At 68.3% G+C, this 13231-nt stretch carries 11 protein-coding genes; 7 read left to right on the plus strand and 4 right to left on the minus strand.

Translation table 11 applies throughout. From position 1 onward, the window contains the following. The first annotated feature begins 133 nt into the window (after positions 1-133). The 4 genes from AC1RCS_RS16805 to AC1RCS_RS16820 all read left to right on the plus strand — a co-directional run bounded on the left by AC1RCS_RS16805 (position 134) and on the right by AC1RCS_RS16820 (position 6873). Positions 134-2137, plus strand: coding sequence for a peptidase U32 family protein (locus AC1RCS_RS16805; protein ID WP_492245489.1), 2004 nt, complete (start codon positions 134-136; stop codon positions 2135-2137). Positions 2138-2192: 55 nt separating this feature from the next. Next, a complete protein-coding gene (locus tag AC1RCS_RS16810; RefSeq protein WP_492245488.1) occupies positions 2193-4886 on the plus strand; it encodes a cation-translocating P-type ATPase in 2694 nt (897 codons plus the stop codon). A 168-nt stretch (positions 4887-5054) separates the two neighbouring features. Then, entirely contained in the window at positions 5055-6338 is a 1284-nt protein-coding gene (locus tag AC1RCS_RS16815) for an O-acetylhomoserine aminocarboxypropyltransferase/cysteine synthase family protein (protein WP_492245487.1), read from the plus strand. 85 nt (positions 6339-6423) lie between these two features. Next, positions 6424-6873 (plus strand): energy transducer TonB, encoded by a 450-nt coding sequence (locus AC1RCS_RS16820; RefSeq protein ID WP_218294576.1) that lies wholly within the window; start codon positions 6424-6426, stop codon positions 6871-6873. Between the two features lie 27 nt (positions 6874-6900). Here the strand turns inward: AC1RCS_RS16820 and egtB are convergent, their stop codons facing one another. Together egtB and egtD are read right to left on the minus strand one after the other, a co-directional pair. Continuing rightward, positions 6901-8136: an ergothioneine biosynthesis protein EgtB gene (gene egtB / locus AC1RCS_RS16825; RefSeq protein WP_492245486.1), complete on the minus strand. Its 1236-nt coding sequence runs from the start codon at positions 8134-8136 to the stop codon at positions 6901-6903. An 8-nt stretch (positions 8137-8144) separates the two neighbouring features. Continuing rightward, positions 8145-9065, minus strand: coding sequence for an L-histidine N(alpha)-methyltransferase (egtD, locus tag AC1RCS_RS16830; protein WP_218340972.1), 921 nt, complete (start codon positions 9063-9065; stop codon positions 8145-8147). A 327-nt stretch (positions 9066-9392) separates the two neighbouring features. Between egtD and AC1RCS_RS16835 the strand changes: the two genes are divergently transcribed. Both AC1RCS_RS16835 and AC1RCS_RS16840 read left to right on the plus strand, forming a co-directional pair. Beyond that, positions 9393-9641: a DUF1272 domain-containing protein gene (locus tag AC1RCS_RS16835; protein ID WP_218340971.1), complete on the plus strand. Its 249-nt coding sequence runs from the start codon at positions 9393-9395 to the stop codon at positions 9639-9641. After that, positions 9638-10270: a LysE family translocator gene (locus AC1RCS_RS16840; RefSeq protein ID WP_492245485.1), complete on the plus strand. Its 633-nt coding sequence runs from the start codon at positions 9638-9640 to the stop codon at positions 10268-10270. Before AC1RCS_RS16835 ends, AC1RCS_RS16840 begins: the two co-directional genes overlap by 4 nt. 125 nt (positions 10271-10395) lie before the next feature. Here AC1RCS_RS16840 and AC1RCS_RS16845 read toward each other — a convergent pair whose 3' ends face one another. After that, a complete protein-coding gene (locus tag AC1RCS_RS16845; protein WP_218294571.1) occupies positions 10396-10986 on the minus strand; it encodes an OmpW/AlkL family protein in 591 nt (196 codons plus the stop codon). Positions 10987-11122: 136 nt separating this feature from the next. Continuing rightward, positions 11123-12112: a DUF808 domain-containing protein gene (locus AC1RCS_RS16850; RefSeq protein ID WP_369642744.1), complete on the minus strand. Its 990-nt coding sequence runs from the start codon at positions 12110-12112 to the stop codon at positions 11123-11125. Positions 12113-12361: 249 nt separating this feature from the next. On the opposite strand from AC1RCS_RS16850, the gene AC1RCS_RS16855 reads away from it, so the two are divergent. Next, positions 12362-13051, plus strand: a complete 690-nt coding sequence (locus tag AC1RCS_RS16855; protein ID WP_369642745.1) for a class I SAM-dependent methyltransferase — start codon at positions 12362-12364, stop codon at positions 13049-13051. Positions 13052-13231: the final 180 nt, after the last annotated feature.

A 13231-nucleotide genomic window follows, 5' to 3' on the forward strand; every position in this document is an offset into this window, starting at 1 on the left:
CCCAGGTTTGCGCGCGAATGATATGTAAACATAGCAACTTGACAGGTCATTAACTGGGCTAATAGTGGACTCGTCACTCGGACATCAGCTGCCAGACGCCCCGACACAGGACTGCCTGGGATAATCACGCCCCATGTCCCTCCTGCCCCACCAGCTCGAACTGCTCTCGCCCGCGCGCGACGCCGACATCGGCATCGAAGCCATCAACCACGGCGCCGACGCCGTCTACATCGGCGGCCCGGCCTTTGGCGCACGCGCCAGCGCGGGCAACGACATCCGCGACATCGAGCGCCTGGTGAAGCACGCGCACCGCTTCAACAGCCGCATCTTCATCACGCTCAACACCATCCTGCGCGACGACGAACTGGAGGCCGCGCGCAAAATGGCCTGGCAGGTGTACGAGGCCGGGGCCGATGCACTCATCATCCAGGACATGGGCCTGCTCGAAATCGACCTGCCGCCCATCCAGCTGCACGCCAGCACCCAGACCGACATCCGCACGCCCGAAAAGGCGCGCTTTCTGCAGGACGCGGGCCTCTCGCAGATCGTGCTGGCGCGCGAGCTCACGGTGCAGCAGATCGCCGCCGTGCACAAGGCGCTGGGGCCGGTGGATGCCCCAGGCCGCGCCAACATCGAGTTCTTCATCCACGGCGCGCTGTGCGTGGCCTACAGCGGCCAGTGCAACATCAGCCATGCGCAGACCGGCCGCAGCGCCAACCGGGGCGACTGCAGCCAGGCCTGCCGCCTGCCCTACCAGGTGACCGACGCGCAGGGCCGCTTCATCGCGCACGACAAGCACGTGCTCTCCATGAAGGACAACAACCAGAGCGACAACCTGCGCGCGCTCATCGACGCCGGCGTGCGCAGCTTCAAGATCGAAGGGCGCTACAAGGACATGGGCTATGTGAAGAACATCACCGCCCACTACCGCACGCTGATCGACGAGATCCTGGAAGAGCGCGAGGCGCAAGGTCGGCCGCTGGGCCGGTCCTCGAGCGGGCGTACCACCTTCACCTTCACGCCCGACCCGCTGCAGAACTTCAACCGCGAGTTCACCGACTACTTCGTGACCGGCCGCAAGGAAGACATCGGCGCGTTCGACACCCCCAAGAACCCGGGCCAGCCCATCGGCTGGGTGACCAAGGTAGGGCCCGACTTCGTGGAACTGGAGGTGAGCGACCCCGCCACCGTGCTGCACAACGGCGACGGCCTGTGCTACTACGACCTGCACAAGGAGCTGGTGGGCATGGCCATCAACGTGGCCGAGCCCGTGTCAGCGCGCAGCGTGGGCCAGTGGCGCGTGTACCCCAAGGACCCGATGGAAGGCTTCAAGGACCTGCGCAAGGGCACCGAGGTCAACCGAAACCGCGACATGGACTGGGTGCGCACGCTGGAGAAAAAGTCCAGCGACCGCCGCATCGGCCTGTGGGCGCACCTGAGCGAAACGCCTTGCGGCTTCAGCCTGATGCTGACCGACGAGGATGGCAACGTGGGCTGTACTGATGTGCAGCAGCCGCACCAGCCTGCCACCGATGCCGCCAAGGCCGAAGCCAGCCTGCGCGAGCAACTGGGCCGCTTCGGCGCCACCATCTTCGCGGTTCACGACATTGCGCTGCAACTGACTGAGCCCTGGTTCGTGCCCGCCTCGGTGCTCAACGCGCTGCGCCGCGATGCGCTGGCCGACCTGGAAGCAAACCGCGCGCGCAACTTCGAGCGCCTGCAGCGCGCCACGCCCATCGAGCCGCCAGCGCCCTACCCCGAGGACACGCTGAGCTTTCTGGGCAACGTGTTCAACCACAAGGCGCACGATTTTTACGTGCGCCACGGCGTCAAGGTGATCGATGCGGCCTACGAGGCGCACGAGGAAGAAGGCGAAGTCAGCCTCATGATCACCAAGCACTGCGTGCGCTTCAGCATGAGCCTCTGCCCCAAGCAGGCCAAGGGCGTGACGGGTGTGCAGGGCACCATCAAGGCCGAACCCTTGATGTTGATCAACGGCAAGGAAAAGCTGACCTTGCGCTTTGACTGCAAGCCCTGTGAAATGCACGTGGTGGGCAAGATCAAGCGCCAGGTGCTGAACCAGGTGCCGGAAGCCCCGCTCCAGTTCTACAAAGCCCGGCCGCAAGTCGCGCACTAAGGCAAGGCCGAAGAAGTCCTTGCGCGGGCGTGCGGCCCGTCTCACCGATCGCCGCATGTCCCCATCCACCGCCCCGCACCTGCACCCCACCGAGGCCGTGGCCCAGGCCCATGGCGTCAACCCTGACGCAGGCCTGCACGCCGACGAAGCCCTGCGCCGCAGCGCCATCCACGGAGCCAACGAACTGGCGGCAGGGCAAGACCGCCCCTGGTGGCGCCTGCTGGCCGACCAGTTCAAGGACTTCATGGTGCTGGTGCTGCTGGGGGCGGCCGTCATCTCGGGCCTGGTGGGCGAGGTCACCGACACGCTGGTCATCCTCGTCATCGTGGTGCTCAACGCCGTCATCGGCTTTGTGCAGGCCTGGCGCGCCGACCAGGCCATGGCCGCGCTGCGCCAGCTGGCGGCGGCGCACGCCACGGTGCTGCGCAGCGGAGCCGTGCAGGTGGTGCCCGCCAGGGCGCTGGTGCCGGGTGACATCGTGCTGCTGGAGGCGGGCAACCAGATCCCGGCCGACCTGCGGCTGATCGAGATTGCGCAGCTGCAGGTGGATGAATCCGCCCTCACGGGCGAGTCCGTCACCGTGGCCAAGCAGACCGAAGCCCTGGCGGCCGGGGACGTGGGCGCGCTGGGCGACCGCACCAACATGGCCTTCAAGGGCACGACCGCCACCCACGGCCGGGCGCGTGGCCTGGTGGTGGCCACCGGCATGCACACCGAGCTGGGCAAGGTGGCCACGCTGCTCGACACCGGCGACCGCAGCACGCCGCTGCAGTTGCGCCTCGCAGCCTTTGGCAAACGGCTGGCGCTGGCGGTGCTGGGCATCTGCCTCGTGATCTTTGTGGTGGGTGTGCTGCGCGGCGAGGCGCCGCTGCTGATGGCCCTCACCGCCATCAGTCTGGCCGTGGCCGCCATCCCCGAGGCCCTGCCTGCCGTGGTCACGGTGCTGCTGGCTCTGGGCGCGCGCCGCATGGTGGCCGTGCATGCGCTGGTGCGGCGCCTGCCATCGGTGGAGACCCTGGGCTCGGTCACCACCATCTGCTCGGACAAGACCGGCACCCTGACGCAAAACCGCATGCACGCCGAACTGCTGATGGCCCACGGCGTGCGCTGGGTGCCCGGCGACCCTCTGCCCGGCCCCGCCCATGCCGAGGCCCTGCGCGCCGCCGCGCTGTGCAACGACGCCACGCTGCAGGTACACAACGAAGAAGGCCCGTCGGGCATCCACTGGCAGGGCGACCCCACCGAGACCGCGCTGGTGCTGGCTGCCCACGCGGGTGGGCTGGACAAGGCCCGGCTCGACGCCACCAGCCCCCGCGTGCAGGAGCAACCGTTTGACTCCGACCGCAAACGTATGACCACCTTCCACCGCGATGCGCACGGTTTTGTTGCCTACACCAAGGGTGCGCCTGAGTCGGTCTTGCCCCGGTGCACCGCCCACTGGACGCCCGACGGCGCTGCTGCACTGGACACCGCCAAGGTCCTCGCCACCGCCCAGCAGCTTGCCGCACAGGGCCTGCGGGTGCTGGCCCTGGCGCGCCGCAGCCACGCCCGCCTGCCCGACACCAACGACATCGACGCGGTGGAAAACCAGCTGGAGCTGCTGGGCCTGATCGCCCTCATCGACCCGCCGCGCCCCGAGGCCCAGGCCGCGGTCCGCGACTGCATCAGCGCGGGCATCACGCCGGTGATGATCACGGGCGACCACCCCGCCACTGCGCGCGCCATTGCGCACCGCCTGGGCATTGTGAAGCGTAGCGATGCCCCGGTGCTTACCGGCGCCGACCTGGCCACGCTCGACGACGCCGCGCTGCGGGCGAAGGTGGAGCAGGTGCAGGTGTACGCCCGCGTGGACCCGGCGCAGAAGATCCGCATCGTCGAGGCACTCCAGGCCCAGGGCCACTTCGTCGCCATGACGGGCGACGGCGTGAACGATGCCCCGGCGCTCAAGCGCGCCGACATCGGCGTGGCCATGGGCCAGGGCGGCACCGACGTGGCGCGCGAGGCCTCGAGCCTGGTGCTGCTGGACGACAACTTCGCCACCATCGTCGCGGCCGTGCGCGAGGGCCGCCGCATCTACGACAACATCCGCAAGTTCGTGCGCTACGCGATGACGGGCAACTCGGGCGAGATCTGGACCATCTTCCTCGCGCCGCTGTTGCTGCTGCCCATTCCGTTGCTGCCCATCCACATCCTGTGGGTCAACCTGGTCACAGACGGCCTGCCCGGCCTGGCGCTGGCGGCCGAACCGGCCGAGCGCGGCATCATGCAGCGCCCGCCCCGCGCGCCGCGCGAAAGCCTGTTTGCCCATGGCATGTGGCAGCACATATTGGGCGTGGGCCTGCTCATCGGCGGGCTGTGCCTGGCGGTGCAGGCCTGGGCCCTGCACACCGGCCACGCGCACTGGCAGACCATGGTGTTCACCGTGCTCACGCTCGCGCAGATGGCGCATGTCATCGCCATCCGCTCCGAATCCGAACCCATCTGGCGCCTGGGCCTGTTGAGCAACCGCCCGCTGCTCTACGCCGTGCTGCTCACCTTTGCGCTGCAGATGGCCACCATCTACGTGCCCTGGCTCAACCCCATCTTCCGCACCGAGCCGCTGAGCCTGGGCGAGCTGGCGCTGTGCATTGGCGCCGCGCTGGTGGTGCTGGTGGTGGTGGAAATCGAGAAGGCCTGGCGCCGCAGCCAGCAGGCGCGGCGCACTACCCCAGAGCCCATGGACAGCGCCATGGACGAGCCTTCTGACTGAAAGAGCCCACGGCGCACAAGAACGTCATAAGCACATAGCCAACGATTCGATGACGCCACGGGCCAGCAGTGCCAGAATGGCCCGCGCCATCGGCACATCGGCAACGCCCAGCCATGCGTGGAGCCCGGTGGTGCCACCCCCTTCCCTTCAACGAAAGAGACAGCCTTCATGAGAATCGAGACCCTGGCCGTACACGCTGGCTACAGCCCCGACCCCACCACCAAGGCCGTGGCCGTGCCCATCTACCAGACGGTGGCCTACGCGTTTGACAGCGCCCAGCATGGCGCCGACCTGTTCGATTTGAAGGTGCCGGGCAACATCTACACCCGCATCATGAACCCCACCACCGACGTGCTCGAAAAGCGCGTCGCGGCGCTCGAAGGCGGCATCGCCGCGCTGGCCGTGGCCTCGGGCATGGCGGCCATCACCTATGCCATCCAGACCATTGCCGAGGCGGGCGACAATATCGTGTCGGCCAGCACGCTGTATGGCGGCACCTACAACCTGTTTGCCCACACCCTGCCGCAGCAGGGCATCACCACCCGCTTTGCCGACCCGCGCGACCCGGCCAGCTTCGCGCAGCACATCGACGCGCGCACCAAGGCGATCTTCATCGAGTCCATCGGCAACCCGCTGGGCAACGTGACCGACATCGCAGCCATCGCCAAGGTGGCGCATGACCATGGCGTGCCGCTGATCGTGGACAACACCGTGCCCAGCCCCTACCTGCTGCGCCCCATCGAGCACGGCGCCGACATCGTGGTGCATTCGCTCACCAAGTACCTGGGCGGCCACGGCAACAGCGTGGGCGGCGCCATCGTGGACAGCGGCAAGTTCCCGTGGGCCGAGCACAAGGCCCGCTTCCCACGCCTGAACGAGCCCGATGTGAGCTACCACGGCGTGGTCTACACCGAGGCCCTGGGCCCCGCCGCCTTCATCGGCCGCGCGCGCGTGGTGCCGCTGCGCAACACCGGCGCGGCCCTGTCGCCGCAAAGCGCCTTCCTGATCCTGCAGGGCATCGAGACCCTGGCCCTGCGCATGGACCGCATCTGCGAGAACACGCTGGCGCTGGCGAAGTACCTGCAGGGCCACCCCAAGGTGGAATGGGTGCGCTACGCGGGCCTGCCCGACCACCCGGACCACGCGCTGGTGCAGCGGCAATCCGGCGGCAAGGCATCCGGCATCCTGAGCTTCGGGCTCAAGAGCACCGATGCGGACCCGCGGGCTGCCGGTGCACGCTTCCTCGACGCGCTGCAGCTCTTCACACGCCTGGTGAACATCGGCGACGCGAAATCGCTGGCCACGCACCCCGCATCGACCACGCACCGCCAGCTCAACCCCGAAGAGCTGGCCAAGGCGGGGGTGAGCGAGAGCATGGTGCGGCTGTCGGTGGGCATCGAGCACGTCGATGATCTGCAGGCCGACCTGGTGCAGGCACTCGAGGCTGTCTGAGCGTACGGCAACAGCCGGCGCCAGTTGCGGGATACTGGAGGACCTGCCCCGCGAATCGCGGGGCGCTCCCTGATTCAAGATCGCCATGTCCCGCCTATCCCCTCTTGCCCCGGTCACTCTCGGCCTGCTGATTCTGGCCGGCTGCAGCTCCACATCATCCATCCCGCCGCGCGGAGTGGATGTGACCGAATCCCACGTCACCAGCTTCCGCCAGAAGGAGGACGAGCAACTGCTGCAAAAGCAGGTTTCGCCTCCGCTGGATGCGCCTTTGACGCTGCTGGAGGCACCGCTGCCGCGCTACCCGTCCTTCCTCCTGAATGACACCTCGCTCAAAGCGCGCGGCGATGTGACGGTGTCGTTCGAGATCATGCCCAGCGGGCTGGTCGGCACCGCGCGCGTGCTGTCAGGAACGGGGGAGGATGCGCTGCACAAGCCGGCGATCGATGCGGTGCGCCGCTGGAAATTTGCGCCGCTGCTGCGCAATGGGGAGCCCGCCCGCCTGGTGCTGCAGCACACCTTCCGCATGGAACCCTGAGCGCGCCAGATACCGCCGCAAAGCCGCTCATGCGTCACGAGCCAGCCGCACACCCGTGTACTGCCAGCGGGCCGTGGCCGGGAAGAAGTTGCGGTAGGTGCTGCGCGCGTGCCCGGGCGGCGTGGCGCAGGAGCTGCCGCGCAGCACGTACTGGTTGACCATGAACTTGCCGTTGTACTCGCCCACGGCGCCGTCGGCCGTGCGAAAGCCTGGGTAGGCGGCGTAGCTCGACTGCGTCCATTGCCAGGCCGCGCCGAACAGCTGCTCCAGGCCATGCGCGTCAGTTGTCCCTGCGGTCTGCGCGGCATGCTCCCATTCGGCTTCCGTGGGCAGGCGTGCGCCCACCCAGCGCGCATAGGCGTCCGCTTCGTAGTACGACAGGTGCACAACCGGCATCGCGCTCTGCACGGGCCGCAGGCCCGCCAGGGTGAACTCGTGCCAGGCGCCGTCGTCCCGCCGGTGCCAGTACAAGGGGTGCCGAAGCCCCTGGGCCACGCGCCAGTCCCAGCCTTCGGCCAGCCAGTGGGCGGGGTTGTCGTAGCCCCCACCTTCCACGAAGGCCATCCATTCCGCGTTGGTCACCAGCCGCGAGGCCAGTGCGTACGGCGCCAGGTAGGCGCGGTGGCGAGGGCTTTCGTTGTCGAAGGCGAAGCCGTCTCCGCCATGGCCCACCTCCACCAGCCCGCCTTCCAGATGCCGCCAGCCCAGGGGCCTGGCCGCCGGTACGAGCGCCTGGTCGCCGACGGGCACCACGGCGGCGCCATAGGCGGGATGCACAGGGTTGCACGACAGCAGGTGCTTGATGTCCGTCACCAGCAGTTCCTGGTGCTGCTGCTCGTGCTGCAGGCCCAGCTCGATCAGCGCACACAGCGCGGCGTTCTGCAGCACGGCGGGCACCAGGCGCGCCATCCGCCGGTCCACATCGGCGCGGTAGGCCAGCACCTCGTCCAGCGGCGGGCGCGTCAGCAGCCCCCGCTGCGGGCGCGGGTGCTTGGCGCCCACGCCGTTGTAGTAGGAATTGAACAGCACGCGGAACGCGGGCTCGAAGGGCGCGAAGCCCGGCTCGTTCGGCTCGAGCACAAAGGTCTCGAAGAACCAGGTGGTGTGCGCCAGGTGCCATTTGGCCGGGCTGGCATCGGGCATGGACTGAGCGCCGCAGTCCTCGGCCGACAGCGGTGCCACCAAGGCCACGGTGTGATCCCGCACAGCGCCGTAGCGCGACAGCAGCACGGCAAGCGGGGAGCAAAAATCCATATTGGTCATACGGGCCCTCAGGGTCTGGCGTGCACCACGGCAAACCAGCCACGGTCGTCCGTCCACGCCTGGGCCTGCGAGAAGCCTGCGCGCGCCAGCATGTCGGTGAACACGTGCAGCGGGTACTTGTAGCTGTTTTCGGTGTGGATGCGTTCGCCCTGGTCGAACCTGCGCCCGCCACCGGGCCAGCGCACCTCGGAGTCAGCCATCGCTTCCAGGTGCATCTCGATGCGCGACTCGCCCGGGTTGAAGAACGCCCGGTGCCGCCACTGGTCCACATCGAAATCGCTGCCGATCAATCGATTCACATGCCGCAGCACATTGCGGTTGAAGGCGGCGGTCACGCCGGCGGCGTCGTCGTAGGCCGCTTCCAGCACCTCCACGTCCTTGGGCAGGTCGATGCCGATGAGCAGGCCGCCGTCATCGTCGATCAGCTCGCGCATGTGGGCCAGCAAATCCAGCGCGTGCGGCGGGTCGAAGTTGCCGATGGACGAGCCCGGGTAGAACACCAGCCGTCCCGTGCGCGGAATGTCCTCGGGCAGGGCCACGCCCTGGGTCATGTCGCCGCCCACGGCCCGCGCGTCCAGCCCCGGAAAATCGTCGCGCAGGCCCCGCACCGCCGCCTGCAGGAAGTCCGCCGAGATATCCACGCCGACGAAGCACGCGGGCTGCACCAGCCGGCACAGCGTGCGCGCCTTCTGGCAGTTGCCAGCCCCCAGCTCCACCAGCGTGCGCCCCGTGCCCACGGCCTGCGCGATGTCGGCCGCATGCTGCTGCATGAGGGCGGTTTCGGTGCGCGTGGGGTAGTACTCGGGCAGGCGGGTGATTTCCTCGAACAGCTGCGAGCCGTGCTGGTCGTAGAAATACTTGGGGGAAATGCTCGCGGGCCGCTGGTTCAGGCCACGCGTGATGTCGTCGTTGGGGCTGGGCAAAGGCATGGGTCTTGAAACGTCTTGCGCGGCAATGCCGCTGGTTCTGTCCGACGGGGCCGTCCCGGGAGCCCAATGCCCGCCAGGCTGCCACGTACCCAGGCAAGGGCGCGAAGCCCCACCGCGTCCGCCATTGTGAGCCGAGCCGATGGCGCCGTGTGTAGGCCAAATCCCCATGGCGCGGGCGGGCCTTCGGGTGCGGAAGCCGGCGGCGCAGCCGCCAGGGGCCGCCGCGGGCGGGGTGTACTGCCCGGTACGGGTCCATCTGTACCTTGTGAACGGCGCGCGCCCGGCATACGCTCGCCCTTCCCACGGACTTCTCACAAGGACCCTGCCATGCTTCAGATGCGCCCCAACTGCGAATGCTGCGACAAGGACCTGCCGCCCGATGCCACCAACGCGCGCATCTGCACCTTCGAGTGCACGTTCTGCAGCGACTGCGCCGGCGCCCGGCTGGGCCACGTGTGCCCCAACTGCGGGGGCGACCTCGTGCAGCGCCCGCGCCGGCCCGCCTCCAGGCTGGCGAAATACCCCGCATCCACCGAGCGGGTGCTCAAGCCCCAGGGCTGCGGGGTGATGGCATGACGCTCGCGACCCTGCTGGTCTTCTCGCTGGTGGCCCTGGTGGCCATCGCCACGCCCGGCCCCACGGTGCTGCTGGCGCTGGCTAACGGATCGCGCTATGGCGTGCGCCGGTCGCTGCCCGGCATGCTGGGCGCCGTGGCGTCGGATTTTGTGCTGGTCGGTGCCGTGGCGCTGGGCCTGGGCACGCTGCTGGCGGCGTCCGAGTTCTGGTTTTCGGTGGTGAAGTGGCTGGGCGCGGCCTACCTGGCCTGGCTGGGTTTGCGGCTGCTGCGCTCGCAGGGGGGGCTGGACCTGGCCGCAGCGGACGGCGCGGCCGCCGGGCCTGCGGCCACGCCGCGCGGCATCTTCACGCGCTCTTTCCTGGTCGCGGTGACCAACTCCAAGGGATACCTGTTCTGCTCGGCGCTGATGCCGCAATTCATCGATGCCAGCGCACCACAATGGCCGCAGTACACCGCCATTGCAGCCGTGTTCGCGGGCCTGGACTTCGCCGTGATGCTGGCCTACGCCGCCATCGGGGCGCGCGCCGTCAAGCTGCTGCACCGCCGCGCGGTGCTGTGGCTGGACCGCTGCTGCGGCGGCGCGCTGCTGGCCCTGGCCGGATCGCTGGCCTTCTACCGACGGACGTAGATCCGTCATAGCCGATGAAAACTGGCGCACCGTCAACGCGAGCGCCACCGTGGATCCGGCTTTGCCGGTCCACCGCAGGCGTCCCCCTCAGGGGGAAGGCGCGAAGCGCCTCAGGGGGAGCCTGGCTAGAACCTCCAGCCCAGGCCCACGCCCACCAGCACGGGGTCTGCCTTGAAGGTGCCCAGCTTGGCGCCGCCTGCCGTCACGTCGGTCTTGATGAAGACCTTCTTCAGGTCGAAGTTGAGGTACAGATTCTTCTGCAGCGGAATGTCCACGCCCACCTGCAGCGCGGGGCCGAAGCTGTTGCGGTCAATGTCCACGCCGGCGGGCAGCTTCACGCCGGAAAAGCGCGTGTAGTTCAGGCCCGCGCCCACATAGGGCTTGAAGCCGGGTGCATCGAAGTGGTATTGCAGCAGCAGCGTGGGCGGCAGGTGCTTGAGCGAGCCGATGGCCGTGCCGGAGGCGCTCAGCGTGTGCTTTTGCGGCACGGTCAGGATCAGTTCGGCCGCGATGTTCTTGTTGAAGAAGTACGTGACATCGACTTCGGGGATGGTCTTGTCGTTGATGGTCAAGCCCAGGGGCGTGCTGTCCTTGTTGGCACTGTCCAGGTGCACGGCGCGCGCGCGGACCATCCAGGGTCCTTCAGCCTGTTGCGCCAGGGCGGCGCCGGAAGCCAGGGCGCAGAGGGCGGCTACTGCCAGCAGGTTCTTTTTCATGGTGATTTCACATCGGTTGGACGGGGACGACCCCCGTGCATCCATTGAACCGCCATGCCCCTCGACCGGCCTTGCCCTATCTCAAGCCCCTCGTATTAACCCTTAGACATACATCAAGAAAAACGGCCTGCCCTTGTCAATGCGCAGCGGATTTCCCGCGCAGGCGCTGCACCAGCGTGACGGCTGCGAGCACCAAGCCTCCCGCCACGATGCCGACCACCGCGTTGAGCAGGTTGGGCACCAGCACATGCCAGAGGGCGCCCACCGGCCATTGCGCGGCGGCCTCGCCAGCGGCATCCACCGCATGGTGCAGCGCGGGCACTCCATGCACCAGGATGCCGCCGCCCACGAGGAACATGGCGGCGGTGCCCGCCACGGACAGGCCCTTCATGAGCCACGGCGCGGCCCGCAGGATGCCCGAGCCCAGCGCCCTGGCCACGGCGCTGGCCTTGCCGTTCAGCCACAGGCCCAGGTCGTCGAGCTTGACGATGCCGGCCACCAGGCCATATACGCCGATGGTCATGATGACCGCGATGCCCGACAGCACGGTGACCTGCTGCACAAACGGCGCCGACGCCACGGTCCCCAGCGTGATGGCGATGATCTCTGCCGACAGGATGAAGTCGGTGCGCACCGCGCCCTTGATCTTGTCCTTCTCGAACGCCACCAGGTCCACCGCGGGGTTGGCATTGGCCAGCACATGGCTTTCATGCTCGGCGGCGTCTTCGTGGGGGGCGTGCAGCAGCTTGTGGGCGACTTTTTCAAAGCCTTCAAAGCACAGGAAGGCACCGCCAATCATGAGCAGCGGCGTCACGGCCCAGGGCGCGAACGCGCTGATCAGCAAGGCCGCGGGCACCAGGATCACCTTGTTGATGAACGACCCCTTGGCCACGGCCCACACCACCGGAATCTCGCGCTCGGCGCGTACCCCCGTGACCTGCTGGGCATTGAGGGCCAGGTCGTCGCCCAGCACGCCGGCCGTCTTCTGCGCGGCCACCTTCGTCATGACCGAGACGTCGTCCGCCATGGCCGCGCTCTTCTTGGCGGCCACCTTGGTCATCAGGGCCACGTCGTCGAGGATGGTGGCGATGTCGTCCAACAGGGCAAGCAGGCTGCCAGAGGCCATGGGAAGTCCTTGAGATAGCAATGGAAAAGGCGGCATGCGTGCCGCCGCGCGTGGGCTGGACTATAGCAACGCACGGTCTTCGTTTGCGCCCGCCCCCCGGCCCCGGGAGCCTTTTGCGCAGGCCGTCGCCGTGGCCCTCCTCGCGGCCCGCCATGGGGGCTGCGGCGCGCAAGGCGCATACTCGCGCCCTCACCCACCACTTTGGGGTCCCCGGGGCTTGTCCCCCTGCACGGGCTTCACGCCCATGCCATGCCCGGCTACCTGACCAAGCAAGAAGACATCGCCATCACCGGCGCGGCAGACCTGATCATCCGCTCGCTTCTGGACAAGCAGCAGTTTTCCGACCCGGAGGGTGCCGCCGAAGCGCTGGGCATCTCTTCCGCCGCCTGGCCGCTGTTCGGCCTGCTGTGGCCATCGGGGGCCCAGCTGGCGCACCGCATGGCCAGCCGCCCCCTGCGAAGCGGTGAGCGCGTGCTGGAGATCGGCTGCGGCCTGGCCCTGGCCAGCCTGGTGTGCCACCGGCGCGGCGTGGACGTGACCGCCAGCGACTGCCACCCCCTGGCATCGGCCTTCCTGCTGGAGAACGTGCGGCTCAACCGCATGTCGCCGCTCAAGTACCGCACCGGACAATGGGGAGCCGACTTGACCGACACCTGCGCCGATGTGCAAGGCCGGTTCGACCTCATCATGGGCAGCGACGTCCTGTACGAGCGCGACGCACGAGGCAGCCTGGCCAACTTCCTCGACCGCCATGCGGCCGAAAGCGCGCAGATCTGGATCGTGGACCCCAACCGCGGCAACCGCTCCGCCTTCAGCAAGCAGATGGCCGCGCTGCGTTTTGACGTGGTGGAAGAGCGCCTGGACCACCCCGCGCTGGCCGATGTTCCGGCGTACAAAGGGCGGCTGCTGGTGTATCAGCGCGCCCCTGCAGTGGCCTGAGCAGGACTTGCCGGGCAGCCCGGCGCGACAGCGCCGCCAGCAGCCCGCCGGGCCCGCGCACCCCAAACGCCCGTGCAGCCGTGCAAGGGCCGCCAAGCTGCGTATGCGGCGCTTTGCGGGCGTGCACCGGCTGCGCCCCTTCCCGCAGGGCAAGCCATTGAGAGAAGGGGGAAGGCGCGA

The sequence above is a fragment of the Acidovorax sp. GW823-FHT01C06 genome, from assembly GCF_058798375.1.